Here is a 25,953-nt window from a genome sequence, read left to right as displayed (position 1 = left end):
GCCCCTCCACCGGGCTCACCGGTCCGCGGCCCGCCACTCCCCGCCCTCGATCGGCGTGGCGCGGGCGCGCAGCCCGGCCGCGACGGCCGGGGCGGCGAGGTAGACCCAGGCGCGGACGGGCGAGCCGTCGGCGACCCGTACGACGTTCCTCGCGGCCCGGTCGTAGAGGTTGCGCGGGTCGCCCGGCGCGTACTCCTCCAACCGGTCGAGGGTGGCGAGCAGGTCGGCGTACGCCTCCGGCCGGGCGGTGACGAGGTCGCCGGTCACCACGCCGCCCGGGGCCTCGACGGCGTAGGGGTAGCCGGGGCCGGGGTACAGGACGGCGCCGGTGAGCCGGGCCGGTTCCTCGGCGCGGGTGCGGCCGGTGAGGAAACGGGCGTGGTTGGGGGCGCCGGGGCGGAGCGTGCCGTAGACGAAGAACGGCAGTCTCCCGGCATCCGGCACGGCGTCCGTCACAGCATCCGGCAAGGCGTCCACGAGGGTCATTCTCTCCCCTCACGATCTCCACGTGCGCGCTATGGACATGACATGTCCAGGAGCCCTTGAAGCCGAGTCAGCACCCCCCCATTCTCCAACTCCCCACCCCCCAGCTCCCCCACCCTCTGCGTCCCCACGCGCCTTCTCCGAGGAGACCGATGAGCCGAATACGGCCCGTCCGCGGTTCCCGCCTCACGACCGCCGCCGTCACCGCCACCGCCGCCTCCCTCCTGGTCGCCGCGCTCGCCCCCACCGCCGGCGCCGCCGACCGCCCGACTCGGGCCGCCGCCCTCGACAACGCGGCGGCGGTCCTCGCGGACCGGGCCCCGGCCCTGGGCCTGACCCCGGCCCAGGAGACGGAGGTCCGTGACGTCATCGTCGACGCGGACGGCACCCAGCACGTCCGCTACGACCGCACGTACCGCGACCTGCCCGTCCTGGGCGGCGACTTCGTCGTCCACCTCGCCCCCGACGGCGACTACCGGGGCGCCGACCGCGCGACGAGGGCGGCGCTCTCCCTGCCCACCGTCACCCCGGAGCTGTCCGCCCCCAAGGCCGCCGACCTCGCCGCGACCGCGCTGCGCGCCGCCAACCCGGGCCAGTTGCTGAAGCGGCTCACCGCCGAGCCCGAACTGGTCGTCGACGCCCTGCACGGCGCCCCGAAGCTGGCCTGGCGGACGAACGCCGTCGCGCTGGACTCCCTCGGCAACCCGGTCGCGCGCACGGTGCTGACCGACGCGGCCACGGGCGACCGGATCGACGCCTGGGACGCCCTGGAGTCGGCGGCCGAGGGCGACGGCACGTCGCTGTACGGCGGGACGGTGCCGCTGCGGACCACGCAGTCCGGGTCGTCGTACCAGCTCAAGGACCCGACACGCGGCGGCACGTACACCGGTGACGCCGGGAACCAGACCGACCTGTGCCTCCTCGGCGTCTGCCTCGTCCGGGCCCCCTCGACGGTCTTCACCGACGCCGACAACCACTGGGGCACCGGGACGGCCGACGACCGCGCCACCGCCGCCGTGGACGCGCAGTACGGCACGGACGTCACCTGGGACTACTACGAGGACGTCCACGGCCGCAGCGGCATCGCGGGCGACGGCAAGGGCTCGTACAACCGCGTGCACTACGGCACCCGGTACAACAACGCCTTCTGGGACGACGGCTGCTTCTGCATGACGTACGGCGACGGGGACGGGACGACCTTCGGTCCGCTGGTCTCGCTGGACGTCGCCGCGCACGAGATGACGCACGGCGTGACGTCGTCGACGGCGGCGCTGACGTACTCGGGCGAGTCCGGTGGGCTGAACGAGGCGACCTCAGACATCTTCGGCACACTGGTGGAGTGGCACGCGGACAACGCCACCGACCCCGGGGACTACCTGATCGGCGAGAAGGTCGTCCGGGACGGTTTCGGCCGCGACGCGCTGCGCCGCATGGACCGGCCGAGCCGGGACGGCAGTTCGGCCGACTGCTGGAGCACGACCGCGGGCGACCTCGACGTCCACTACTCCTCCGGGATCGCCAACCACTTCGCCTACCTGCTGGCCGAGGGCAGCGGCGCGAAGACCGTGGGCGGCGTGCGCTACGACTCCCCCACCTGCGACGGCTCCACCGTCTCCGGGATCGGCCGGGAGAAGCTGGGCGACATCTGGTACCGGGCGCTGACCGTGTACATGACCTCTTCCACGGACTACGCGGGCGCCCGCACGGCCACCCTGAACGCGGCGAGGGACCTGTACGGCGCCGACAGCGCGGAGTACGCCGCGGTGGGCGCGACATGGAGCGCGGTGAACGTCGGCTGACGCGCGACGCGGGCCCGTTCGGCGGCACGGTCACCCGTTCACACGCGCGCCCCGCGCACCGGCACAACTTTCCCCGGGTGGGCCCCTCGTACGCCCGTGACCTGCCGGAACGGTGTCTCGCGCGGGGGCGCCGGAAGCGCGGGCGACACCCGTTCATCCCATTCCCGGCGTGATCTCGGGGAGCGGGCCGCGCCCGGTGCGACTTTCCTCGGTAGGGCAGGGGCCACCGAAGAGCTCGAAGGAGCACCGATGCGACGTACCGTCCGCCTGCTCACCGGCACCGCGCTCGCCGTCGCGGCCGTCGGCCTCGCCTCCCCGGCGCCCGCGTACGCCGGGGAGGCCCGGGTCACCGGTGGTCTGGAGGTGTACCCGTCCTCGGTCGTGCCGGGCGAACGGGCCACGGTGCGCACGGCGGCGTGCGGCGAGGACGGCGCGGCGGCGGGGGACGCCAGCGCGGTGGGCGCCGGTGAGTTCCCGCTGGCGCCGGGCGCGCGGGAGGGCGAGACGACGGGCGACTTCCAGGTGCCGCCGAGCGCCCAGCCGGGGACGTACGAGATCGTCGCGACCTGTGGTGGGAGCGGCAAGCGGGTGGCGGGTGACCTGGTGGTCACGCTGACCTCGGCCCGTGAGCAGGTGTACCCCAGAGGAAGCGTGAAGACGGGGGTCGGTGGCGCTCTTGGCCCCGACCCCGTGCAGACCGCGGCCGGTGTTGCGGCTCTGGCCGTCGCCGCCGCGGGCGGTACCTGGCTCCTGCATCGCCGGGCGAGAGGCGACGGGATCTGACGGGCACCCTCCGCTGCCCGTCCGCCGGTACCGCACTTCCCCACCCCCTCCGGGTCCGATGCCCCTCGCGGCCCGGAGGGGGCAGGGGAACCCCGAGGGACCCTAGGGAGAGGGGCGCGTCATGCGCAGGATCGGCAACTCCGCGATAGCCGCGGTCACCGCACTCGCCCTCTGCTCCGGCGCGTGGCTGCTGCTCGACGGCACCGGCGCCGAGGCCCCGCCGCAGCCGTCGGCCGCGCAGGCCGCCCGTGCCGGCGCCGGGCAGGCGGGGCGGGCGCCCGCGGCACCGGCGCTGCCGCCCTCCCCGCCGGACCGCATCCGCATCCCGGCGATCGACGTGGACGCCCCCATGACGGGCCTCGGACTGACACCGTCCGGCAGCCTCGACGTACCGCCCGCCGAGGACGAGAACCTGGCCGGCTGGTACGAGGCCGGCACCACCCCCGGTGAGACGGGCACCGCGATCGTCGCCGGGCACGTCGACAACGCCGAGGGCCCCGCCGTCTTCTACCGGCTCGGCGCGCTGGAGAAGGGCTCGGTGATCGAGGTCGACCGGCAGGACGGCGGCGTCGCGGTGTTCACCGTGGACGCCGTCGAGGTGTACGAGGCGGAGGACTTCCCCGACGAGAAGGTGTACGGCGCGGCCGACCGGCCCGAGCTGCGCGTGATCACCTGCGGCGGCGCCTACGCACGCGGTACCGGCTACCAGGGGAACGTGGTCGTCTTCGCCCACCTGACCGGCAGCCGCTGAGACGGCCGCAGATGAGACGGCCGCAGGTGGGACCTCGCCTGAGCGCTTCCTACGCGATCCACTGCTCGTACGCCAGGTTCGCCACCAGCGCGAACACCACCGTCAGCAGCACGATCCGCACGAAGCCGCTGCCCCGCTTCAGCGCCGTGTGCGCGCCGAGGGTGCCGCCCGCCAGGTTGAACACGGCCATCAGGGCCGCAAGCTGCCACAGCACCGCGCCCTGCCAGGCGAACATCGCGAGGGCGCCCGCGTTGGTGCAGCAGTTGACGATCTTCGCGGTGGCGGAGGCGGTCACCAGGTCCAGGTGGAGGACGGCGGTGAGGGCCAGCACCAGGAAGGTCCCCGTGCCCGGTCCGATCAGGCCGTCGTAGAAGCCGATGCCGAGGCCCGCGAGGCCGATCGCGGCGAGGGTCTGACGGCGGGTGGCGGGGCCGGTCGCGGGGGCGGTGCCGAAGGCGGGGCGCAGGATCACGAAGGCCGCGACCGCCAGCAGCACCACCATGATGACGGGCTTGAGGACCTCGGTGCTCATCCCGGCCGCGAAGAAGGCCCCGCCCGACGATCCGGCGAGCGCCGCGAGGCCGATCCGTACGGCGGTGCCGACGTCCACGGGCGCCTTGCGTGCGTACGTCACCGCCGCGCCGGTGGTGCCGACGATGGCGACCGCCTTGTTGGTGCCCAGCGCGTGCGCGGCCGGTGTCCCGGCGGGCAGGCCCAGCAGCAGCGCGGGCAGCAGCAGGAGCCCGCCGCCGCCCACCACGGCGTCGATCCAGCCGGCCGCGAGGGCGGCGAGGCAGAGCAGGACGACCGTGGTCAGCGATATGTCGGGCATGATCGCGACCCTATGGACGCGATGGATGCGCCGTCCATCGAGATGAGGGTCTTCTGAGGTTCCCGCCCTCCTCACACGGACCGGCCGCCGCCGCTGAGGGCAGCGTTCCCCGTGGGAAACAGTCGTGATGCCACCGGGTAACACCCGCACCGCACGCTCGTTGCCATGACCTCGAATACGCGTGTGGTGGTGATCGGCGCCGGACTCGCGGGCGTCACCCTCGCCCGGCGGCTCGGTGAGCTCGGCACGCCCGCGCTGGTCGTCGGCGACGAGGAGCACCGCCCGTACAACCGGGTGCTGCTCGCCGAGGTGCTGGCCGGACGGTACAGCCCCGAGGTGGTCGCCCTGCCCGCGCCGCCCGGACTGCTGCGCGGCCGGGTCACCGGCGTCGACCGGGCCGGGCGCACCGTCCACTGCGCCGACGGCTCCGTGATCGCCTACGACACGCTGGTCCTCGCCACCGGCTCCAACGCCGTACTGCCGCCGCTGCGCGGCCTGTTCACCCCGGACCGGGAGCTGCCCGAGGGGGTGCACGCGTTCCGGACGATGGACGACTGCCTGGGCCTGTCCAAGGCGCTGCGGCCGGGGACGCGGGCGGTCGTCGTCGGGGGCGGGCTGCTCGGCGTGTCCGCCGCCCGGGCGCTGGCCGTGCGCGGCGCGCAGGTCGTCCTCGCCCAGCAGTCCGAGCGGCTCATGGAATGCCGGCTCGACCCGGCCGCCTCCGCTCTCGTCCGGCGCCACCTGGAGGGCCTCGGTGTCGAGGTGCACACCGAGTGCCGGGTGCGGGACGTGCGGAGCGTCGGCGGGGCGGTGCGGTCGGTGGAGCTGGCGGACGGGTACGCGCTGGGCGCCGACGTCGTCGTCCTCGCGTGCGGGGTCCGGCCGCGCGTCGGGCTCGCGCGGGCCGCCGGTCTGGAGGTCGCGGGGGGCGTGGTCGTCGACGACGAGCTGCGCACCAGTGACCCGCACATCCGTGCGATCGGCGACTGTGCCCAGCACGCGGGGCGCGTGTACGGGCTGGCCGCCCCGGCCCTCGAACAGGCCGGCGCGCTGGCCGAGCTGCTCGCGGGGAACGGCAGCACCGCCGCCCGCTACACCGGCACCCGCTCCCTGACCCGGCTCACCCTCACCGGGCCCGGCGGCCCCTTCGGGCCCGAGGGCTCCTTCGACCTCGCCGCGTTCGGCGAGACCGACCCCCGCCCCGGCGACGACGTCGTGCAGCTCGCCGACGCCACCCGGGGCACCTACCGCAAGGTCGTCGTCCGTGACGACCGGCTGGTCGGCGGGGTCCTGGTCGGCGAACTCGGCACCGTCGGCGCGCTCGCGCGCGCCTGGGAGGGAGCAGAGCCGCTCCCGTCCGACGGCGGCCCCCTGCTCCACCTGCTCACCCATGACGGAGGCTCCTGATGACCGCCACCCCGGGGCCCACCCCCACCATCGTCCTCGTCGGCCACGGCATGGTCGGCCAGCGTTTCCTGGAGGCACTCGCCGAGCGCGGCCTGACCGCCACGCACCGCGTGGTCGTCCTGTGCGAGGAGCCGCGCCCCGCCTACGACCGCGTCCAGCTCACCTCGTACTTCTCGGGGAAGACCCCCGAGGACCTGTCGATGACCGACATGGCCTTCATCGAGGAGCACGGCATCGAACTGCGCGTCGGCGACCCGGCGGAGAGCGTCGACCGCGAGGCGCGCACGGTGACCGCCCGCTCCGGGCTGGTCGTCGGCTACGACGTGCTGGTGCTGGCGACCGGCTCGTACCCGTTCGTGCCGCCCGTCCCCGGCAAGGACGCCGAGGGCTGCTTCGTCTACCGGACGATCGAGGACCTGCTCGCCATCGAGGCGTACGCGAAGACCGCGACGACCGGTGCGGTGGTCGGCGGCGGGCTGCTCGGGCTGGAGGCGGCCGGCGCGCTCAAGGGACTCGGGCTCACCTCGCACATCGTGGAGTTCGCGCCCCGCCTGATGCCGGTCCAGGTCGACGAGGGCGGCGGCGCGGCGCTGCTGCGCACCATCGAGGAGATGGGCCTGTCCGTGCACACGGGCGTCGGCACGCAGGAGATCGTGGTCGACGACGCGACAGGCGCCGTCACCGGCATGAAGCTCTCCGACGGCTCCGAACTCGCCACCGACCTGGTGGTGTTCAGCGCCGGTGTCCGCCCCCGCGACCAGCTGGCCCGCGACTGCGGACTGGCGGTCGGCGAGCGCGGCGGCATCAGCGTCGACGAACGGTGCCGCACCGTCACCGACGAGCACGTCTTCGCGATCGGCGAGTGCGCGCTCGCCGCCGACGGGCGGGTGTACGGGCTGGTGGCGCCCGGGTACGAGCAGGCCGAGACGGCCGCCGCCACCATCGCCGCCCAGGAGGCCTCCTTCACCGGCGCCGACCTGTCCACCAAGCTGAAGCTGCTCGGCGTGGACGTGGCGTCCTTCGGCGACGCGCACGGCACCGCCGAGGACTGCCTGGACGTCGTCTACTCCGACTCCCGCGCGGGCCTGTACAAGAAGCTGGTCGTCGGCCGCGACGGCACGCTGCTCGGCGGCATCCTGGTCGGCGACGCGGAGGCGTACGGCACCCTGCGGGCGTTCACCGGCTCGGTCCCGCCGGTCTCCCCCGAGTCGCTCGTACTGCCCGCCGGTGCGGGCGCCCCCGCCCAGCTCGGCCCGGCCGCCCTCCCCGACGACGCGGTGATCTGCTCCTGCCACAACGTCACCAAGGGCACCATCCGCGGCGCGGTGACCGAGCACTCCTGCACCACCGTGCCCGAGGTGAAGAAGTGCACCAAGGCCGGTACCGGCTGCGGCTCCTGCGTGAAGGTGCTCGGCCAGCTCGTCACCGCCGAGCTGGAGGCGAGCGGCGTCGAGGTCGACAAGGGGCTGTGCGGCTGCTTCGCCCAGACCCGCGAGGAGCTGTACGAGATCGTCCTCGCGCTGCGGATCACCTCCTACCGGGAGCTGTTGGACGGGCACGGACGCGAGGGCGCCCGGGGCGGCGAGGGCTGCGAGGTGTGCAAACCGGCTGTCGGCTCGATCATCGCCTCCCTCGCCCCGAGCATCGGCGCCAGCGGCTACGTCCTGGACGGTGAGCAGGCCGCCCTCCAGGACACCAACGACCACTTCCTGGCCAACCTCCAGAAGAACGGTTCGTACTCCGTCGTCCCGCGCATCCCCGGCGGCGAGATCGCACCGGAGAAGCTGATCGTCATCGGCGAGATCGCCCGGGACTTCGGGCTCTACACGAAGATCACCGGCGGTCAGCGCATCGACATGTTCGGCGCCCGCGTCGAGCAGCTGCCAGTGATCTGGGCCCGGCTGGTGGACGCCGGCTTCGAGTCCGGGCACGCGTACGGCAAGTCGCTGCGCACGGTGAAGTCCTGCGTGGGGCAGACCTGGTGCCGGTACGGCGTCCAGGACTCGGTGCGGATGGCGATCGACCTGGAGCTGCGCTACCGGGGGCTCAGGTCCCCGCACAAGCTGAAGTCGGCGGTCTCGGGCTGTGCCCGCGAGTGCGCCGAGGCCCAGTCGAAGGACTTCGGCGTGATCGCCACGTCCAACGGCTGGAACCTCTACGTCGGCGGCAACGGCGGCGCCACCCCGCGCCACGCGGACCTGCTCGCGCAGGACCTCTCGGACGCCGAACTGGTCCGCCTGATCGACCGGTTCCTGATGTTCTACATCCGCACCGCCGACAAACTGGAGCGCACCTCCACCTGGCTGGAGCGCGTCCCCGGCGGCCTGGACCACGTACGGGACGTCGTCGTGCACGACTCGCTCGGCATCTGCGACGAACTGGAGTCCCTGATGCGCGCCCACGTCTCGCACTACCGCGACGAGTGGGCCGAGACCATCAACGACCCCGAGAAGCTGGCCCGGTTCGTGTCCTTCGTGAACGCGCCCGACACCCCCGACCCGGTCGTGGGCTTCGTGCCGGAACGCGACCAGATGAAGCCCGACCTGCCGCTGCTGGACATCGGCCTGCGGCGCCCCTCGCAAGACGACCTCCTGGAAGGAAGCACCCGACGATGACCCTGGCACCCGAGCCCCTGGCACCCGAGACGACCGACCTGAAGGTGCGGCTGCGCCTGGCGGACGACTGGTTCACGGCCTGCGACCTCGGCGCCCTGCTCCCGGGCCGGGGCGTCGCGGCCCTGCTGCCGGACGGCGGCCAGGTGGCCCTGTTCCGCGACCGGAACGGCGAGCTGTACGCCATCGACAACCGGGACCCGTTCACCGGCGCGGCGGTCCTCTCCCGCGGCCTGACCGGCACCCACCAGGGCCGCCCCTTCGTCGCGTCCCCGCTGCTCAAGCAGCGCTTCGACCTGGCGACCGGGGTGTGCCTGGACGACGAGGCGGTGCGGGTGGAGACGTACGAGGTCAACTACCCGGCCCTGAAGGACCGGGCTTGCAGGCAGAGTGAGACGTGATGCCGATGCCCCACTGTGGGTTCCTGCGTCCGGAACGGCTAGGCCGTTCTGGGGCGGTTGACTGCGCCCCGCTGCCACACAGCATCGGCCCGGTGGGCGATGTTGCGGGAGCCGTTGTGGTCCGCGTGCAGGATCGTCCCGCAGGACTTGCACACGAACCTCGCTTGGTCGATCCGGTTGGACCGGTGGGTGTGCCAGCAGTTCGAGCACTGGCGGGAGGTGTTGCGCGGGTCCACGTGGACCACGGGCACACCCGCTCGCTTGGCCTTGTACTCAACGAAGGAGCCGAGCTGGGCGAACGCCCACGAGGAAAGCCGTGCCCGCTGGTCTTTCTTGGCCGTAACCCTCTGCCGGATACCGGTCAGGTCTTCCAGACCGATACCCCGGGAGGTGCGTTCAGCGGTGGCGACGAGCTTCTTGGCGATGATGTGGTTGCGCTGGGTGGCGTAGCGGGCCTCCTTGCGCCGCTGACGCTTGAGGACCCGGGCAGCGGACTTGGTCCGCTTCTTCTGGAGCTTGGACCGCAGGTCCCGCTTGCGCTTCCGGTAGCGGTAGACCTGCCGTCCGGACATGATCTGCCCGTCCGAGGTGGTGGCGATATTGACGATCCCGAGATCCACCCCGAGGAAGCCATCCGGCTCCGACACGGGCGGTTCGGGGATGTCGATGGTCGCGATCAGGAAGAACATGCCGTCGCGCATCACCAGATCGGATTCGCCCTTACGGGAGGCAAGGAGCTTCAACGCCTGGGACGAGCACACGAACGGGATGCCCTTCAGCCGCCCGGCCACCGTCCAGATGCTGACCGTCTGCTGGTCGAGGTTCCACGTCAGGATGCGGTCGTCGTACGGCTGGGCCGCCGCCTCCCGAAACCCGATCGGCCTCGACTCGGCCCGCGCCCGGCGCTTGGAGCCCTCCGGGCCGCAGTTCCCCGCCCGCAGGTTGGCCTTCAGCGTCGCGTACGCGTCGCACACCTTCTTCACCGTGCGCACAGCAGCCTGCGCCCCGAAATCGAAGTCGGCCTTGATCCGGTGGTACACCGCATCCTGCAACACGTTCCGGCGCTTCAGGTCCTTCGCGAACGCCACCTCGGAGGCTACGTTCGCCGCCCGGTTGCAGGCACGCAGGGTCGCCGCCAACGCGTCCGCATCATGAGCGGACGCAGGCAACAACTTCACCTGCGCGACAATCTTCACGCAGAACAACCTACTAGCCTCCGGTCATGGAGGATAAGTTGAGGTACAAGCACGGTCTTTCGCCCCCGGGGGCGAAACCCCGCCTCCTGCCCCGCTACGCGGGATCTTCGATAGACGCCCGAGACGACGTTCACGGCGGTGGCGGTGCGGCGCTGAGCGGCTGAGCGGCTGAGCGGCTGAGCCGAACGATCGGTTCCGAACGGAGAGCTACCGTCCGGTCACGTCACGTTCTCATCACGGGTTCTTCATATCGCCACCACACCTCCCGCACCTCAATAGCTTCGTCACCTCATATCCGCTCATCCACACCAGTCCCGGGAATCTCGATGAAGCTGCTCCGCAAGCCCGCCGCCGTCGCCGTGGCCGCGGTGGCCCTGGCCGCCCTGCCGACCCTCGCCGAGGCGCACGAAGGCACCCACCCGTTCAAGAACTGCACCGAGGCGTACGACGCCGGGTACTCCAACATCCCGAAGGGCGACGAGCACTACGCCGACCGCCTCGACCGGGACCAGGACGGCGTCGGCTGCGACAAGCCGCCCGCGGACTTCGTGCCCGCCGATGACAAGGACGACGACAAGGGCTCCGGCGACTCCGGGAGCAAGGACGACTCCGGCAGCGGCGAGCAGGCCGCCGGGCAGCAGGGCGCCGACCTCGCCGAGACCGGCGGCGACGACACCACGCCGTACATCGCGGCGGGCGGTGCGGCCGTCGTGCTCGCCGGCGGCGGACTGCTGCTGGCCTCGCGCCGCCGCCGGAGCAACGGCGCCGGCTGACCCGGGAGGAGGCACCGGCCGACGCGAAAGGCGGCACCCCCGCACAGGGTGCCGCCTTTTCCCGTGGACCGGAGCCGCCGCCGATCGGTGAGGGTGGTCGGGTGACAGACGGCGGCTCCGGGGTCTTGCGCCCCTCTCGGGGGCTTGCTTACCGGTGGTCGCTGCCCTTCGACTGCGACGCCGCCCGGCCCGCCTCCAGCCGCGCCACCGGAATCCGGAACGGGGAGCAGGAGACGTAGTCCAGGCCCACCTCGTGGAAGAAGTGGACGGACTCGGGGTCGCCGCCGTGCTCGCCGCAGACGCCGAGCTTCAGGTCGGGGCGGGTTTCGCGGCCGGCCTTGGCGGCGGCGGCGACCAGGGAGCCGACGCCGTCCTTGTCGATCGTCTCGAACGGGGAGACGCCGAAGATGCCCTTCTCCAGGTAGGCCGTGAAGAAGCTGGCCTCCACGTCGTCGCGGCTGAAGCCCCACACGGTCTGGGTGAGGTCGTTGGTGCCGAAGGAGAAGAACTCGGCTGCCTCGGCGATCTGAGCGGCGGTCAGCGCGGCGCGCGGCAGCTCGATCATCGTGCCGATGGACAGCTTGAGCTTGGCTCCGGTGGCCGCCTCGACCTCGGCGATGACCTGGTCGGCCTCGTCGCGGACGAGTTCCAGCTCCTGGACGGTGCCGACCAGCGGAATCATGATCTCGGCGCGCGGGTCGCCCTTGGCGGCCTTGCGCTCGGCCGCCGCCTCGGCGATGGCCCGCACCTGCATGGTGAACAGGCCGGGGATGACCAGGCCGAGGCGCACGCCGCGCAGGCCCAGCATCGGGTTCTGCTCGTGCAGACGGTGCACGGCCTGGAGCAGGCGCAGCTCGTTCTCGTGCGGCTCCTGGCGGGACTCGGCGAGCGCGACGCGCACCGACAGCTCGGTGATGTCGGGCAGGAACTCGTGCAGCGGCGGGTCCAGGAGGCGGACCGTGACCGGCAGGCCGTCCATCGACTCGAAGAGCTGGACGAAGTCCTGCTTCTGGAGCGGCAGCAGCTCCTTCAGGGACTCCTCGCGCTCGGCCTCGGTGTCGGCCAGGATCAGCCGCTCGACCAGCTCGCGCCGGTCGCCGAGGAACATGTGCTCGGTGCGGCACAGGCCGATGCCCTGGGCGCCGAAGCGGCGGGCGCGCAGCGCGTCCTCGGCGTTGTCCGCGTTGGCGCGCACCCGCAGCCGGCGCTTGCGGTCGGCGAAGGCCATGATGCGGTGCACGGCCTCGACCAGCTCGTCGGCGTCCTCGGCGCCCGCGTGCATGCGTCCCTCGAAGTACTCGACGACCGGCGACGGCACGACCGGCACCTCGCCCAGGTACACCTTGCCGGAGGAGCCGTCGATGGAGATGACGTCGCCTTCCTCGACGACGTGCCCGCCGGGCACGGTCATCCGGCGGCGCTTGGTGTCGACCTCCAGCTCCTCGGCGCCGCAGACACAGGTCTTGCCCATGCCGCGCGCGACGACGGCCGCGTGGGAGGTCTTGCCGCCGCGCGAGGTCAGGATGCCCTCGGCGGCAATCATGCCGTCCAGGTCGTCGGGATTGGTCTCGCGGCGCACCAGGATGACCTTCTCGCCCGAGCGGGACCACTTGACGGCGGTGTACGAGTCGAAGACCGCCTTGCCGACCGCCGCGCCCGGCGAGGCCGCGATGCCCCGGCCGACCTTCTCGACCTTGGCGTCCTCGTCGAAGCGGGGGAACATCAGCTGGGCGAGCTGGGCGCCGTTGACGCGCTGGAGGGCCTCGGCCTCGTCGATCAGGCCCTGGTCGACGAGCTGGGTGGCGATGCGGAAGGCCGCACCCGCCGTGCGCTTGCCGACGCGGGTCTGGAGCATCCACAGCTGGCCGCGCTCGATGGTGAACTCGATGTCGCAGAGGTCCAGGTAGTGGTTCTCCAGCGTCTCCATGATCTGCATCAGCTGGTCGTACGACTTCTTGTCGATCTGCTCCAGCTCCGCCAGCGGGACGGTGTTGCGGATGCCGGCGACGACGTCCTCGCCCTGGGCGTTCTGGAGGTAGTCGCCGTAGACGCCCTGGTGGCCGGAGGCGGGGTCGCGGGTGAAGGCGACGCCCGTGCCCGAGTCGGGGCCCAGGTTGCCGAAGACCATGGAGCAGACGTTGACCGCCGTGCCGAGGTCGTGGGGGATGCGCTCCTGGCGGCGGTAGAGCTTGGCGCGCTCGCCGTTCCAGGAGTCGAAGACCGCCTTGATGGCGAGGTCCATCTGCTCGCGCGGGTCCTGCGGGAAGTCCCGGCCGGCCTCGGCCTTGACGATCTTCTTGAACTTGGTGACCAGCTTCTTGAGGTCGGCGGCCTCCAGCTCGGTGTCGACGCTGACCTTCTTGGCCGTCTTCGCCGCCTCCAGCGCCTCCTCGAAGAGGTCGCCGTCGACGCCGAGGACGGTCTTGCCGAACATCTGGATCAGGCGGCGGTAGGAGTCCCACGCGAAGCGGTCGTCGCCGGCCTGCTTGGCCAGGCCCTGCACCGACTTGTCGGAGAGGCCGATGTTGAGGACCGTGTCCATCATGCCGGGCATGGAGAACTTGGCGCCGGAACGGACCGACACGAGGAGGGGGTTGTCGGCCTGGCCGAGCTTCTTGCCCATCTTCTCTTCGAGGGCGTCGAGGTGCGCACTCACCTCGTCACGCAGTGCCGTCGGCTCCTCACCGCTGTCGAGGTAGGTCTTGCAGGCCTCGGTGGTGATGGTGAAGCCGGGAGGGACCGGAAGACCCAGGTTGGTCATCTCGGCGAGGTTGGCGCCCTTGCCGCCGAGGAGGTCCTTGAGGTCCTTGTTGCCCTCGGTGAAGTCGTAAACGAACTTCGTCGCGTTCGTTACCTGAGGTTCTTTGTTTTCCGACACGGGTCTCGACTCCTCGAGGACGCGGTGGCTGCCCTGACGGCGAGGAATGTACCCAGATCAAAGGCACCTGGGTACGTCCACTTGCGCGTCATGCGCCTGTAACCACTCGTCCGCCAGCGGATCGAAAGTCAAGGCTTGGCAAGCGACCGAGGACTTGTGTTTTCACTTCTTGAACGAATGGGCTCCCGAATCCCGTCTGGAGCGCTCACCTGAGCGCCATTCGCTACGTTTGAGTTCGATCGATGAACGATCATGACATGGCACTCAGTGCCACCCTTTGGAGAAGTGGAATCGCCCAAGATCCGCTCATCTGAGCGTCACCTCTATCAGAGGTGGCGAGAATCACGCTGCCACAGGCCGCCGGATTTCACCATGCGGACCGGTGAACGGACCGCTGAACGGACCGGTGAACGGACCGCTCGCGGCGCACGTACGACAGGGTGCGGCCGACCCGGCCCCCTCGCCGGGTCCGCCGACCACCGGGTTTCGTACGGAAGGACCTCCGGGTGCCTGTCAGCACGCCTTTCCGCCGGCCATCGCAGCGCGCCGACGCCCCCGCCACGCCCGACACACCCGCCTCACCTTCGCCCCTCCAGACCCTCCAGACCCTTCAGGCCCGCCTGGCCCACTGGCGCGCCTGGCGCACCCGGCACCCGCGCACCGCCCTCGTCGTCCGCCGCACCACGACCGTCCTCGCCGCCGCGCTCGTGCTCGGCGCCCTGCTCCTGCCGAACACCTTCGCCGCCCTCGAACCCAACCGGTTCGCGCGCATCCCGGCGGAGGCCGTCGTCGGCGCGGTCCTGCTGCTCTGCCTGCCCCGCGCCGCGCGGCTGGCCGCGTCGGCCCTCTTCGGCGCCGTGCTCGGGGCGCTGACGGTGCTGAACCTGCTCGACATGGGCTTCACCGAGTACCTGGGGCGGGGCTTCAACGTCGTCCTGGACTGGGGCCTGCTGGACGACGCCCAGTCGTACGTGGCGGACTCGATGGGCGGTGCGGCGGCGACCTGGGCCGCCGTGGGCGCGGTCGGGCTGGCTGTCGCGCTGCTGGTGGTGACGGCGCTGGCGGCGGTGCGGCTCGGCGAGCTGCTCGCGGCGCACCGGGAGCGGGCGGCGCGGGGTGCGCTGATGGCGGCCACCGTGTGGATGACCTGCGTGGCACTGGGCGTGCAGACCTTCGGGACGCGGATCGCCACGACGAACGCGTCCGCCCTGCTCCAGGCGCAGGCGCACCGGGTGGCGGACACGCTGCGGGACGAGGCGGCGTTCGCGAAGGAGGCGGAGTCGGACCGGTTCGGCGCGACGCCCGGCGACCAGCTCGTGCCGGACCTGCGGGGCAAGGACGTGATCTTCACGTTCATCGAGAGCTACGGCCGCAGCGCCATCGAGGACCCGGTGACGGCGCCCGGCGTCGGCCGCGTCCTCGACACCGGCACGAAGGCGCTGGCCGAGGCGGGCTTCAGGGCGCGCAGCGGCTGGCTGACGTCCGCCACGTTCGGCGGCAGCAGCTGGCTCGGCCACTCCACCTTCATGTCGGGCCTGTGGGTGGACAACCAGCAGCGCTACCGCACCGTCACCGCGGGCGACCACCTCACCCTCACCAAGGCGTTTCAGAAGACCGGCCACTGGGACACGGTCGGTGTCATGCCGGGCGTGCAGAAGGCGTGGCCGGAGGCCGAGTGGTACGGGCTGGACAAGGTCTACGACGCGTTCGACGTCGGCTACCGGGGGCCGAAGTTCAGCTGGTCGACGATGCCGGACCAGTACGCGCTGGAGGCGTTCCAGCGCCTGGAGCACGGCAGGGAGCGGGACCGGCCGCTGATGGCGGAGGTCATCCTGACCTCCAGCCACCAGCCGTGGGCGCCGATCCCGAGGATGGTCGGCTGGGACGAGGTCGGCGACGGCTCGGTCTACGAGGGCATCGAGACGTCGGGCGTGGAGGCGGCCGACATCATCGCCGACTCCGCCCGGTCGAAGGAGGAGTACGGCAAGTCGGTCGAGTACTCGGTCACGAGCCTCACCCAGTGGCTGGAGCGCTACGGCACCGAGGACACCGTCCTCGTCTTCCTCGGCGACCACCAGCCGCTCGCCCGGGTCAGCGGCGACAAGGCGAGCCGGGACGTCCCCGTCTCGATCGTCGCCAAGGACCCGAAGGTACTCGACGCGATCGACGACTGGAACTGGACGGAGGGGCTCGAGCCGGCCGGGGACGCCCCGGTCTGGAAGATGGACTCCTTCCGGGACCGCTTCCTGGCGGCCTACGGCTCCACCCCGCACCCCACCGGGGCCGGAGACTGATCAGCCGCCGTCAGCCGCCCTCAGCCGCCGGAGGTGTCCAGCTCCGCGTCCTCGCCGACGCCCGCGCAGTCGTACGGGTCCTTCAGCCAGCCGTCGGGCAGGACGACGCGGTTGTTGCCGGAGGTGCGGCCGCGGGGGCCGTCGGCGCCGGTGGGCCAGGGCTGGTCGAGGTCCAGCTCGTCCAGCCCGGCACGCAGTGCCTCCAGGGAGGAGGTGATCGCGAGCCGCTTGCGCATCTCGGAGCCGACGGCGAAGCCCTTGAGGTACCAGGCGACGTGCTTGCGGAAGTCGATGACGCCGCGCGCCTCGTCGCCGATCCACTCGCCGAGCAGCGTGGCGTGCCGCACCATCACGTCGGCGACCTCGCGCAGGGTCGGCCGCACGTAGTCGTCGGTCCGCCCCTCGAAGGCGGCGACGAGATCGGCGAAGAGCCACGGCCGCCCCAGGCAGCCGCGCCCCACCACGACACCGTCGCAGCCGGTCTCCCGCACCATGCGCAGCGCGTCCTCGGCGGACCAGATGTCGCCGTTGCCGAGCACCGGGATCTCCGGGACATGTTCCTTCAGCCGCGCGATGGCGTCCCAGTCGGCGGTGCCGCCGTAGTGCTGGGCGGTGGTACGGCCGTGCAGGGCGATGGAGGTGACGCCCTCCTCGACGGCGATGCGGCCGGCGTCGAGGTAGGTGAGGTGGTCGTCGTCGATGCCCTTGCGCATCTTCATGGTGACGGGGAGGTCACCGGCGCCGGTGACGGCCTCGCGGACGATGGCGCGCAGCAGGTTCCGCTTGTACGGGAGGGCGGAGCCGCCGCCCTTGCGGGTCACCTTGGGCACCGGGCAGCCGAAGTTCAGGTCGATGTGATCGGCGAGGTCCTCCTCCGCGATCATGCGGACGGCCTTGCCGACGGTCACCGGGTCGACGCCGTACAGCTGGATCGAGCGCGGCTTCTCGGTCGCGTCGAAGTGGATCAGCTGCATCGTCTTCTCGTTGCGCTCGACCAGCGCCCGGGTCGTGATCATCTCGCTCACGAACAGGCCCTTGCCACCACTGAACTCCCTGCACAGGGTGCGGAACGGCGCGTTGGTGATCCCGGCCATCGGCGCCAGCACGACGGGCGGCGCGACGGTGTGCGGGCCGACCTGCAACGGCCGGGCGGTGGTGCTGGGGGCGGGCGTGGTGGGCGTGGACATTCCTCCATTGTCACGCACGCCGGGCAGTGCTCGCCGTACCGCTGCCCGGAGCCGCCGGAGCCACCGGAGGCACGCGTAATTCGCTGGTGTGCGCTCGCGCCCGAGCCCTAGCCTGCGACGCCAGGCACACGGTGAGGGCATGGGCCGGACCCCGGCCCGGAAAAGGAGCGGGTACATGGCGGACGCGGCCGACTTCTACACCGGAATCGTGGCGGAGTCCTACGCCCCGCTGAAATCCTTCTCCCCGGAACCCGACCCCTACGCCGCCTTCGTCCGGGAGACCGGCGGACCGGCGCTGGAGCTGGGCTGCGGCGACGGCGACCCCCTGCTGGCACTGCGCCGGCAGGGCCTGGATGTGGAGGGCGTCGACTCCTCCGCGGACATGCTGGAGCGCTGCCGGGCGCGGGCCGCCGAGGAGGGCCTCCCCGTCACCGTCCACCACCAGCGCATGGAACGCCTCTCCCTGGGCCGCCGCTACCGGGCCGTCTTCCTGGCCGGCCCGACCTTCAACCTGCTGCCGGACGACGACACGGCCCTGGCGGCCCTGCGCCGCGTCCGGGAGCACCTGGCCGACGGCGGTACCGCGCTCGTCCCGATCCACATCCCGGCCTCCACGCCGGCGGACCAGCTGGGCGTGGCCCGCACCGCCACCGCCGCCGACGGGGCTCAGCTGCGGTTCTCCATGGTGGCCGAGGAACGCGACGAGGCCGCGCGCACCCAGACCGCGGTGCTGCGCTACGAACGCCACCAGGGTGACGACAGCACCGTCGTGGACCGTGCCTGGGCGCTGCACTGGTACCTCAGGTCCGACTTCGAGAAGCTCGCCGCGGCGGCCGGTCTGGTCCCGGTGTCGGTGACCGACGCCGACGGCCGTGCGGCCGACGACGACACCGACTACCTGGTCTTCCGGCTCCAGGCGGACCCGCACGGCACGAGCTGAGCGCCACCGGGCCGGATCACCGTGCGAACTCCGGCAGCCGCTCCGACACCTTCGGCCAGTACTTCACGACCGCCTCCTCCACCGCCGGCAGCGCCCGCTGTCCCGCCAGCGCCAGGACGATCGCCGCCGCCACGCCCGCCCAGGCGAGAGGCCCCAGCGGCGTGCAGCCGAAGAGCTGGCTGGCGCCCGGGGTCTGCACCAGGGCGACCAGCGCGGCGGCGGAGCCCAGCGAGGTGACCTGGACCAGGCGGCTGCCCCGGCGGTCGGCGAGGGTCTGGGCGAGCTGGGTGCCGACCACGGCGCACAGGGCCATCGTGGTCGAGCGGCGCCTCGTGCCCGGCGTGAAGCGGCCGAAGAGCCAGGCCGCGGTCGCGCCGAGAGCCGTGGTCATCGCCCGGTGCCGGATCTGGCGGATCAGGGGCTCGCCCAGCACCGCCGTACCGAGCGGAGCCCCCGCGTCGTCCTCCGCCTGCTCGGGGTCCCCGGTCTCGGTCACCGCCACCGCCATCGCGGGGAACAGGTCCGTGAAGAGGTTGACCAGCAGCATCTGCCGGGTGGACAGCGGGGCGGAACCGCCCAGCACCGTGCCGAGGATGCCGAAGCCGACCTCGCCCGCGTTGCCGCCGATCAGGATGGCGATGGCGTCGGCGACGCTGTGCCACAGCGCCCGGCCCTCCCGCACCGCCTCCACCAGGACCAGCAGGTCGTCACCGGTGACGACGAGGTCCGCGGCGTTGCGGGCGGCGGCCGAGCCGCGGGCGCTGATGCCGACGCCGATGTCGGCGGCGCGGATGGCGGCGGCGTCGTTGGCGCCGTCGCCGACCATGCCGACGACCCGCCCGGCGTCCCGCATCGACTCGACGACCTGGAGCTTCTGCTCGGGCGCCACCCGGGCGACGACGTCCGCGTCGCGCAGCATCCGGGAGCGCGCCGTGCGGTCGGCGGCGGCGATCTCGTCGCCGGTGACGACGACCGCGTCCTCGGGCCAGCCCAGGTCGACGGCGATGGCGTGCGCGGTCTGCGGGTGGTCGCCGGTCAGCACCACGGGCCGTACGCCCGCCTCGCGCAACCCGCGCACCAGCGCCGGGGATGTCTCGCGCGCCACGTCGGACAGCCCGAGCATCCCGGTGAACTCCAGCTTCTCCGGCTCCTGTTCGAGGACGTCGGCCGCCTTCTCGCCCTTGCGCAGGGGCCGGCTGGCCACCGCGATGATGCGCAGTCCGTCGCGGGCCAGCCCGTGTGCCACCTCGGTGGCGTGCGCGGGCAGGTCGGCGCAGGCGGGCAGCACGGTCTCCGGGGCGCCCTTGACCACCAGCACCGGCGCCCCGTCACCGTCCCGTCCGACGGCGGCGGCGTAACCCCGCGAGGTCTCGAAGGGCAGGCCCTCCTCCTGCGCCCACTGCGGATCGGGACCGGCGGCGTCGAGCACGGCCTCGTCGGTGGCGTGGGTGGGGCGGGCGCCGTCGCCGTTGAGGCGGGGGCAGGCACGCGCGGCGATCCGTACGGCGTCGGCGGCGTCCGGGTCACCGGTCTTGCGGACCGTGCCGTCGGCGCCCGCGACGCGGGTCAGCCGCAGCCGGTTCTCGGTGAGCGTGCCGGTCTTGTCGAAGCAGATGGTGTCCATGCGGCCCAGCGCCTCCAGGGTGCGCGGGGTGCGCACGAGGACGCCGTGGCGGCTGAGCCGGCGGGCCGCCGCCAGCTGCGCCACCGTCGCCACCAGCGGCAGCCCCTCGGGCACGGCGGCCACCGCCACCGACACACCGCCGGAGACGGCCTGCCGGATCGGCGTCCCGCGCAGCAGCGAGAGGCCGGTCACCGCGGCCCCGCCCGCCAGCGTCAGCGGCAGCGCCTTGCGGGTCAGCTCCTGGAGCCGGGCCTGCACACCGGCCGCCGAGGGCGTACGGGCGGCCAGCGAGACCGCCCGCGCGGCCTCGGTGTGCTCGCCGGTGTCCACGACGACGGCCTGGGCGCGTCCGGCGACCACGGTCGTGCCTTCGAAGACCATGCAGTGCCGCTCGGCCACGGGGGCGTTCGTCACCGGGTCCACGCACTTGTCCACCGGCAGCGACTCACCGGTCAGCGCGGACTCGTCGACCTCCAGCCCGTCCTCCCACAGCAGCCGGGCGTCGGCGGGCACGACGTCGTCCGCCTTGAGGTCGACGATGTGGCCCGGGTGGAGTTTGGCGGCGTCCACGACGCGCGGCTCGGCGGCCGGGTCGTGCGTCTCCTCCTCGGCCACCCGCGCCTTCTGCTTCTGCTGCGCGAGCAGCCCGGACAGCGCCCGTTCGGCCCGCAGCCGCTGGAAGCCGCCGACCAGGGCGTTCAGGTCGAGGGCGCCGACGACGAGCAGCGCGTCCATGACGGAGCCGAGGATCGCCTCGGCCGCCGAGCCGACCGCCAGCACCGGCGTGAGCGGATCGTCCAGCTCACCCCGTACGGCCTGCCCCAGCTGCCACGTCCACTTCACCGGCGCGAGCACGGGCACGCGGCCCGCCCGGTCGGCCGCCGCCTTCATCCGCGCCGACAGCTGCTCGGCGAGGGACGGCTCCGGCTCCTTCTCCCGCGCCAGGCGGTCCCGTACGCCCGAGGGGTCCAGGGTGTGCCAGGCCACCCGGGCCCGGGGGTGCGGGGCACGGGCCGTCGCCACGCCCAGCGCGGCGCGCGTACCGGAGAAGAGGGCCGCCGCCGCGCTCACGTCCACGGGCGCGTGCCGCAGCCCCGGCAACGAGGAACCCCCTCCCCCCTTCTGGCCCTTGCCGCGCGCCTCGCCGACCGCCACCAGCAGCCCGGAGAGCGCGGCCCCGGACCGGGCCAGCGTCTGCGACCGGCGTCCGACCCCGCGGGCCGCGGGCACCGCCCGCAGCAACCGCCACACGTCGGGCAGCCCCTGCGGGGCGAGCACGTCCGCGCCCCAGGCCACCGGGGCGTCCCCGTCGGCCAGCGCGACGGCCACGTCCCCGCCGAGCAGCCCGGCCAGCACCGACGCGTCGTCGCCGGGCCGGGGCCGTACGACGGTGATGACGCCGCCCTCGGCGCGCAATTCGTCCACGACGTCCCGCAACGGCCGCTTACCGCTCACCACCTGGTCCGCGAGGCCGGTGAAGTCGGCGAGCGCCGGGTCCTCCACCATCACCACGCGCAGGCCCGCGCGGCGCGCCGCGTCCAGCACGTCCTCGGTCCACGGGTCCGCGCCCGCTTCCGGCGCCCGCAGCGCGCTGGGGTGCAGGACGACCGTGGCGGCCATCTCCAGCTGCCGCAGCCGCTCGGGATCGCGCACGAGCACTCCTGTGCGGGACAGCGCGGCGCTCAGTACGGCGTGGAAGGCGGCGGGCCCGTAGCGCGCGGCCTTGGGCGAACCGGCGAGGACCGCCTCGGCGGCCTCCGCGACGTCGTGCTTGACCAGCAGCGTCGCCGCCGCGCCCGCCACGCTGCCGGTGGAGGCGTGGGCGGCGTAGTCCTGGGCCGGGGAGCTCTGCAGCGGCGGGCGCAGGGCGGGGTCGGCGGGCAGGCTGCCGCGCTCCGGGACGCACAGCCCGTCGTGCACCACCTCGAAGGCCGCCGTCCGGGTCACCGCCTCCGTCAGCTGGCAGGTCCGCAGCGCCCCGTCGAGCCACAGCGAGGTGGGGCTCTGTCCGGCGCCGTGGACGGCCGCGTTGGCGGCGGCCAGGGCCACGTCCATGCCGTGGGCGCCGAGGCGCTCGCGCAGCCAGGCGCGGAAGGTGGGGTTCTCGCGCAGCAGCGTCGCCACGGCCGTCACCAGGCGCGGCGAGGGCGGCAGCCGCAGGCGGGCGCCGGTCATGGCGGCGGCGATGCCCAGCGCGTCGGCGCCGAGGGCGGTCGCCGCGACGCGCACGGAGGCCGGGTCGCCGGGGTGGGCGAGCTCCTCCGCCGAATCGCCCGGACCGGATTGCTCCGTCCGGGTCAGCCCGTGCCGTTCGGCGAGTTCGGTGGCGCGGTCCACCACCCGGTCGGTGAGCGCGTCCTCGGTGGCGGTCACCACCAGGCGGGCCAGGCCGGTGTCCCAGTAGGCGAGGGCCACGTCCGGGTGCTCGGCCAGGGCCGCCGCGACCCGCCGCGCGACGCGTTCGGTGCCGCCCGCGCGGCGCACCTTCTCCGTCGCGGCCGGCCGCAGCGCGAGGTGCGCGCGGTTCCCGGCCCGCCAGTCCCGGGCGCTGCCGCCGCCGGGCAGCGCGGCGCGGGCGACCCGTGCCGCCCGCGCCGCGAAGTCCGCGCCGCGCACCCCGGCCCGTGCGGTGCCCGCCACGGCGCCGGCCGCGGCACCCACCGCGGGGGCGGTGCCGCGGGCGAGCAGCCGGGGCCCGGCCAGCACGAACCCGGTGACCGCGCCTTGTGAACGCGTCAGAAGTCCTACACCGGCCATCGTTGTCTCTCAGCCCGCCTTCCGCGTGGACGTGGTGGACTTCCGGCTCCGGGCGCCCCCGGAACCGGCGGACGCCTTGGCCTTGGATGCCCCGGCGGTCGTCTTCTTGGCGGCCTTCTTGGCGGGGCTGGTGGCGGAGGCGCTCTTCTTCGCGGGCCGGCGGCCGGCGGTGCTCTTGGCGGCCGACGTGCTCTTCCTGGCGGCGCTCTTCTTCGCGGCGCTCTTCTTCGCGGCGCTCGTCTTCGCGGCGCTCGTCTTCGCGGTGGTGCTCTTCTTCGCCGCGGTCGTCTTCGCCGTGCTCTGCTTGGCGGTACTGGCCTTGGCGGCGCTCGTCTTCGAGGCACCCGTCTTGGCGGCACCGGACTTTGCGGCCGGGCTCTTCGTGGCCGGGCTCTTCCGGGCGGCGGTCTGCGTGCCGGAGGTCTTCTTGGCGGTACTCCGCCGCGCGGGGACCTTCTCCTCCCCGGCCGCCCCGTCCTGCAGCACCCGGGCGGCGTCCGCCTCCGGCGACTCCTGCGGGCGCGGCCGGGTCAGCCACGCCACCGCGCCAGCGGTCACCGCCACCGGCCACTCCACCAGTCCGGCGATGCCCAGCACCCCGGCCCCCGTGTACACGACCGCCCGCCTGCCGCGCGGCGACACCGCGCCGATCCTGTCGAGGGCGCCCTCGGCGGCCCTCCCGACCGTCCCGGCGCCCGGCACCTTCCGCAGCGCCGAGGCGGCCGCGTGCAACGGCCGCGGGAGCGTCTGCGCCGATTTCTGCTCAGCCATGACTGTTCGTCCTCGCCCTGTGCGTGCTGTCGAAACCCTGGAACATCACCTTCCGCACATCTCCGGGTTCCCGCACTTCGAGCGCTCATCCCGGCGAAGTGGTTTCGTGGCCGAGATCCACCACCGAGAGACCGGAGACGCCGTGCCCCCGTGGATGAAGTTGGTCGCGATAACGCTCGACTGCCCCGATCCGCTGGCTCTTGCCGCGTTCTACGAGCAGGCCACCGGCCTGGAACGGCACCCCGACTCGAACCCCGACTTCGCGGGCCTGAGCGGCGAAGACGGACTGCTCCTCGGTTTCCAGCGCGTCGACGGCTACCGCGCACCGAGCTGGCCCGGCCAGACCGTTCCCCAGCAGCTGCACATCTGCTTCCGGGTCGACGGAGACCTGGACGAAATCGAGGCCCGGCTGCTGGAGTCGGGTGCGCACAGGCCCGATCACCAGCCCCACGGGGACAAGGCGCGGGTCCTGACCGATCCGGTCGGGCACCCCTTCTGCATCCTGCGCTAGGCACCGTTTCTGGTCCAGACCTCTTGACGAAAGGTCTGGACCAGACCACTGTCATGTCTACGACACTGCGCGCTCACACGACACCTCACCGCCCCCACCGGGAGGCCCCGCATGATCCGCCGCAAGATCCGCCTGCTCGCCACCGCGCTCGCGGCCACCGTCCTGACCCCGCTCGGCGTCACCACGGCGACCGCCGCCCCCGCCCCCGCCTCCGACACCTGCGCCGTGAAGTCGAAGCCCGCCGGAAAGGTGCTCCAGGGCTACTGGGAGAACTGGGACGGCGCCGCCAACGGCGTCCACCCGCCCTTCGGCTGGACCCCGATCACCAACCCCCAGATCGGCGCCCACGGCTACAACGTGCTGAACGCGGCCTTCCCGGTGATCCTCCCCGACGGAACGGCCCTGTGGGAGGACGGCATGGACCGGGGCGTGAAGGTGGCGACGCCCGAGGAGATGTGCGCGGCCAAGGCATCCGGGCAGACGATCCTGCTCTCCATCGGCGGCGCGACGGCCGGCATCGACCTCAACTCGACCGCCGTCGCCGACCGCTTCGTCGAGACGATCGTCCCGATCCTCAAGAAGTACAACTTCGACGGCATCGACATAGACATCGAGACCGGCTTGACCGGCAGCGGAAACATCAACCAACTGTCCGCCTCCCAGGCCAACCTGATCCGCATCATCGACGGCGTCCTGGCCCGCATGCCCTCCAACTTCGGCCTCACCATGGCCCCGGAGACCGCCTACGTCACCGGCGGCAGCGTGGTCTACGGCTCGATCTGGGGCGCCTACCTGCCGATCATCAAGAAGTACGCCGACAACGGCCGCCTGTGGTGGCTGAACATGCAGTACTACAACGGCAGCATGTACGGCTGCTCCGGCGACTCCTACTCCGCCGGCACGGTGCGGGGCTTCACCGCCCAGACCGACTGCCTGGACAAGGGGCTGGTCATCCAGGGCACCACGATCCGTGTGCCCTACGACAAGCAGGTCCCCGGCCTGCCCGCCCAGCCCGGCGCGGGCGGCGGCCACATGACGCCGTCCCAGGTCGCCCAGGCCTGGAACCACTACGACGGCGCCCTGAAGGGCCTGATGACCTGGTCGCTCAACTGGGACGGCTCGAAGAACTGGACCTTCGGCGACAACGTCAAGGCCCTCCAGGGCCGCTGAGACCCCCTCACCGCGCCGTGAACGCCAGCTTCGCCCCCAGCGCCACGAAGGACCCCGCGAAGCTCCGCCGCAGCCACGCCATCACCCTCGGCCGGGAGATGACGTGGTTGCGCACGGACGCGGCCAGCACCCCGTACCCGGCGAACACGGCGAACGTCACCAGCATGAACACCCCGCCCAGCAGCAGCATCCGCGGCAGGGCGCCGGCCTCGGCCGGGTCCACGAACTGCGGCAGGAAGGCGAAGAAGAACAGGGTCAGCTTCGGGTTCAGGATGTTGATCAGCACGCCGCGCAGGATCACCCGCCCCGCCGGAACGGGCCCGGCCGCCGCGTCCTCCCCCGCGACCACGAGCGCCTCCTTGTCGCGGAGGGTGGCCCACGCCATGTACAGCAGGTAGGCCACACCGGCGTACTTGAGGATCTGGAAGGCGGTGGCACTGGCGTGCAGCACCGCCGCGACGCCGGTGACGGTGGCCAGCAGGTGCGGCACGATCCCGAGCGCGCACCCGAGGGCGGCGACGACACTCGCACGGCGCCCGCGCGAGAGGGCGGCGGCGAGGGTGTAGACGACCCCGGTGCCGGGGGTCGCGACGACCACGAGGGTGGTCAGCAGAAACGCGATGCTCATGACCACCACCCTGACAAGGCGACGGCCCCCGACAGAGGACCACTCGGGATCCTCCATCGGGGGCCAATCACGAACCGAGACGCCCACCCCTCCCCCGACCGAGTCGGGTGGTGGGTGGGCGAAGGCCCGGGGGTCCAGGGGGCGGAGCCCCCTGGT

General features: G+C 72.8%; 19 protein-coding genes. 11 read left to right on the top strand and 8 right to left on the bottom strand.

Features of this window, described 5'->3' with window-relative positions; translation table 11 throughout:
• Nucleotides 1-15: 15 nt before the first annotated feature.
• Entirely contained in the window at nucleotides 16-486 is a 471-nt protein-coding gene (locus tag KUM03_RS26795) for a gamma-glutamylcyclotransferase family protein (RefSeq protein WP_217252097.1), read from the bottom strand.
• Between the two features lie 149 nt (nucleotides 487-635).
• On the opposite strand from KUM03_RS26795, the gene KUM03_RS26790 reads away from it, so the two are divergent.
• The 3 genes from KUM03_RS26790 (at nucleotide 636) to KUM03_RS26780 (ending at nucleotide 3,816) form a co-directional block, all read left to right on the top strand.
• Nucleotides 636-2,282, top strand: a complete 1,647-nt coding sequence (locus tag KUM03_RS26790; RefSeq protein WP_217252095.1) for a M4 family metallopeptidase — start codon at nucleotides 636-638, stop codon at nucleotides 2,280-2,282.
• 249 nt (nucleotides 2,283-2,531) lie between these two features.
• Nucleotides 2,532-3,065 (top strand): hypothetical protein, encoded by a 534-nt coding sequence (locus KUM03_RS26785; protein WP_217252093.1) that lies wholly within the window; start codon nucleotides 2,532-2,534, stop codon nucleotides 3,063-3,065.
• Between the two features lie 121 nt (nucleotides 3,066-3,186).
• Nucleotides 3,187-3,816: a class F sortase gene (locus tag KUM03_RS26780; RefSeq protein ID WP_217252091.1), complete on the top strand. Its 630-nt coding sequence runs from the start codon at nucleotides 3,187-3,189 to the stop codon at nucleotides 3,814-3,816.
• Between the two features lie 49 nt (nucleotides 3,817-3,865).
• Here KUM03_RS26780 and KUM03_RS26775 read toward each other — a convergent pair whose 3' ends face one another.
• Nucleotides 3,866-4,648 (bottom strand): TSUP family transporter, encoded by a 783-nt coding sequence (locus tag KUM03_RS26775; RefSeq protein ID WP_073722859.1) that lies wholly within the window; start codon nucleotides 4,646-4,648, stop codon nucleotides 3,866-3,868.
• Nucleotides 4,649-4,813: 165 nt separating this feature from the next.
• On the opposite strand from KUM03_RS26775, the gene KUM03_RS26770 reads away from it, so the two are divergent.
• From KUM03_RS26770 to nirD, 3 genes are read left to right on the top strand one after another with little or no spacing between them, the layout of a single operon-like run.
• Nucleotides 4,814-6,055 (top strand): NAD(P)/FAD-dependent oxidoreductase, encoded by a 1,242-nt coding sequence (locus KUM03_RS26770; RefSeq protein WP_217252089.1) that lies wholly within the window; start codon nucleotides 4,814-4,816, stop codon nucleotides 6,053-6,055.
• The gene (gene nirB / locus KUM03_RS26765; RefSeq protein WP_217252086.1) at nucleotides 6,055-8,670 is read left to right on the top strand and encodes a nitrite reductase large subunit NirB; all 2,616 of its coding nucleotides are present in this window, start codon (nucleotides 6,055-6,057) and stop codon (nucleotides 8,668-8,670) included. The genes KUM03_RS26770 and nirB overlap by 1 nt, the downstream gene beginning before the upstream one ends.
• Entirely contained in the window at nucleotides 8,667-9,068 is a 402-nt protein-coding gene (gene nirD, locus KUM03_RS26760; protein ID WP_217252083.1) for a nitrite reductase small subunit NirD, read from the top strand. Before nirB ends, nirD begins: the two co-directional genes overlap by 4 nt.
• A 38-nt stretch (nucleotides 9,069-9,106) precedes the next feature.
• Here nirD and KUM03_RS26755 read toward each other — a convergent pair whose 3' ends face one another.
• Nucleotides 9,107-10,264 carry an RNA-guided endonuclease TnpB family protein gene (locus KUM03_RS26755; RefSeq protein WP_217252081.1) on the bottom strand — a complete coding sequence of 386 codons (1,158 nt, stop codon included), beginning with the start codon at nucleotides 10,262-10,264 and terminating at the stop codon, nucleotides 9,107-9,109.
• 326 nt (nucleotides 10,265-10,590) lie between these two features.
• Here KUM03_RS26755 and KUM03_RS26750 point away from each other — a divergent pair, with 326 nt between their 5' ends.
• On the top strand, nucleotides 10,591-11,037 hold the full coding sequence (locus KUM03_RS26750; protein WP_217252078.1) for an excalibur calcium-binding domain-containing protein: 447 nt from the start codon (nucleotides 10,591-10,593) through the stop codon (nucleotides 11,035-11,037).
• 148 nt (nucleotides 11,038-11,185) lie between these two features.
• Here KUM03_RS26750 and ppdK read toward each other — a convergent pair whose 3' ends face one another.
• Nucleotides 11,186-13,915 (bottom strand): pyruvate, phosphate dikinase, encoded by a 2,730-nt coding sequence (ppdK, locus tag KUM03_RS26745; RefSeq protein WP_217252076.1) that lies wholly within the window; start codon nucleotides 13,913-13,915, stop codon nucleotides 11,186-11,188.
• 506 nt (nucleotides 13,916-14,421) lie between these two features.
• Between ppdK and KUM03_RS26740 the strand changes: the two genes are divergently transcribed.
• Entirely contained in the window at nucleotides 14,422-16,209 is a 1,788-nt protein-coding gene (locus tag KUM03_RS26740; RefSeq protein WP_217252073.1) for a CDP-alcohol phosphatidyltransferase, read from the top strand.
• Between the two features lie 20 nt (nucleotides 16,210-16,229).
• Here KUM03_RS26740 and dusB read toward each other — a convergent pair whose 3' ends face one another.
• Nucleotides 16,230-17,396, bottom strand: coding sequence for a tRNA dihydrouridine synthase DusB (gene dusB, locus KUM03_RS26735; RefSeq protein WP_217252071.1), 1,167 nt, complete (start codon nucleotides 17,394-17,396; stop codon nucleotides 16,230-16,232).
• A gap of 175 nt (nucleotides 17,397-17,571) precedes the next feature.
• On the opposite strand from dusB, the gene KUM03_RS26730 reads away from it, so the two are divergent.
• Nucleotides 17,572-18,336, top strand: a complete 765-nt coding sequence (locus tag KUM03_RS26730) for a class I SAM-dependent methyltransferase (RefSeq protein WP_217252069.1) — start codon at nucleotides 17,572-17,574, stop codon at nucleotides 18,334-18,336.
• Between the two features lie 16 nt (nucleotides 18,337-18,352).
• On the opposite strand, the gene KUM03_RS26725 is transcribed toward KUM03_RS26730, so the two are convergent.
• Nucleotides 18,353-22,717 (bottom strand): cation-translocating P-type ATPase, encoded by a 4,365-nt coding sequence (locus KUM03_RS26725; protein WP_217252064.1) that lies wholly within the window; start codon nucleotides 22,715-22,717, stop codon nucleotides 18,353-18,355.
• 9 nt (nucleotides 22,718-22,726) lie between these two features.
• The gene (locus tag KUM03_RS26720) at nucleotides 22,727-23,488 is read right to left on the bottom strand and encodes a hypothetical protein (RefSeq protein WP_217252061.1); all 762 of its coding nucleotides are present in this window, start codon (nucleotides 23,486-23,488) and stop codon (nucleotides 22,727-22,729) included.
• A 142-nt stretch (nucleotides 23,489-23,630) separates the two neighbouring features.
• Between KUM03_RS26720 and KUM03_RS26715 the strand changes: the two genes are divergently transcribed.
• Both KUM03_RS26715 and KUM03_RS26710 read left to right on the top strand, forming a co-directional pair.
• The gene (locus tag KUM03_RS26715) at nucleotides 23,631-23,999 is read left to right on the top strand and encodes a VOC family protein (RefSeq protein WP_308406438.1); all 369 of its coding nucleotides are present in this window, start codon (nucleotides 23,631-23,633) and stop codon (nucleotides 23,997-23,999) included.
• Nucleotides 24,000-24,110: 111 nt separating this feature from the next.
• Complete coding sequence (locus KUM03_RS26710) at nucleotides 24,111-25,169, top strand: chitinase (RefSeq protein ID WP_217252058.1); 1,059 nt, start codon at nucleotides 24,111-24,113, stop codon at nucleotides 25,167-25,169.
• Between the two features lie 7 nt (nucleotides 25,170-25,176).
• On the opposite strand, the gene KUM03_RS26705 is transcribed toward KUM03_RS26710, so the two are convergent.
• On the bottom strand, nucleotides 25,177-25,797 hold the full coding sequence (locus KUM03_RS26705) for a LysE family translocator (protein ID WP_217252055.1): 621 nt from the start codon (nucleotides 25,795-25,797) through the stop codon (nucleotides 25,177-25,179).
• Nucleotides 25,798-25,953 lie beyond the last annotated feature (156 nt).

This window comes from Streptomyces sp. AC602_WCS936 (assembly GCF_019049125.1).
Lineage (GTDB): Bacteria > Actinomycetota > Actinomycetes > Streptomycetales > Streptomycetaceae > Streptomyces.
The sequence above is the reverse complement of the archived record's forward strand: the minus strand, read 5'-3'. Positions and strand labels throughout refer to the sequence as shown.

What these genes read in the sequence shown, in the direction of transcription:
- KUM03_RS26795 (WP_217252097.1), bottom strand. Translation starts at nt 486, where the DNA reads ATGACCCTCGTGGACGCCTTGCCGGATGCTGTGACGGACGCCGTGCCG.
- KUM03_RS26790 (WP_217252095.1), top strand. Translation starts at nt 636, where the DNA reads ATGAGCCGAATACGGCCCGTCCGCGGTTCCCGCCTCACGACCGCCGCC.
- KUM03_RS26785 (WP_217252093.1), top strand. Translation starts at nt 2,532, where the DNA reads ATGCGACGTACCGTCCGCCTGCTCACCGGCACCGCGCTCGCCGTCGCG.
- KUM03_RS26780 (WP_217252091.1), top strand. Translation starts at nt 3,187, where the DNA reads ATGCGCAGGATCGGCAACTCCGCGATAGCCGCGGTCACCGCACTCGCC.
- KUM03_RS26775 (WP_073722859.1), bottom strand. Translation starts at nt 4,648, where the DNA reads ATGCCCGACATATCGCTGACCACGGTCGTCCTGCTCTGCCTCGCCGCC.
- KUM03_RS26770 (WP_217252089.1), top strand. Translation starts at nt 4,814, where the DNA reads ATGACCTCGAATACGCGTGTGGTGGTGATCGGCGCCGGACTCGCGGGC.
- nirB (WP_217252086.1), top strand. Translation starts at nt 6,055, where the DNA reads ATGACCGCCACCCCGGGGCCCACCCCCACCATCGTCCTCGTCGGCCAC.
- nirD (WP_217252083.1), top strand. Translation starts at nt 8,667, where the DNA reads ATGACCCTGGCACCCGAGCCCCTGGCACCCGAGACGACCGACCTGAAG.
- KUM03_RS26750 (WP_217252078.1), top strand. Translation starts at nt 10,591, where the DNA reads ATGAAGCTGCTCCGCAAGCCCGCCGCCGTCGCCGTGGCCGCGGTGGCC.
- dusB (WP_217252071.1), bottom strand. Translation starts at nt 17,396, where the DNA reads ATGTCCACGCCCACCACGCCCGCCCCCAGCACCACCGCCCGGCCGTTG.
- KUM03_RS26730 (WP_217252069.1), top strand. Translation starts at nt 17,572, where the DNA reads ATGGCGGACGCGGCCGACTTCTACACCGGAATCGTGGCGGAGTCCTAC.
- KUM03_RS26725 (WP_217252064.1), bottom strand. Translation starts at nt 22,717, where the DNA reads ATGGCCGGTGTAGGACTTCTGACGCGTTCACAAGGCGCGGTCACCGGG.
- KUM03_RS26720 (WP_217252061.1), bottom strand. Translation starts at nt 23,488, where the DNA reads ATGGCTGAGCAGAAATCGGCGCAGACGCTCCCGCGGCCGTTGCACGCG.
- KUM03_RS26710 (WP_217252058.1), top strand. Translation starts at nt 24,111, where the DNA reads ATGATCCGCCGCAAGATCCGCCTGCTCGCCACCGCGCTCGCGGCCACC.
- KUM03_RS26705 (WP_217252055.1), bottom strand. Translation starts at nt 25,797, where the DNA reads ATGAGCATCGCGTTTCTGCTGACCACCCTCGTGGTCGTCGCGACCCCC.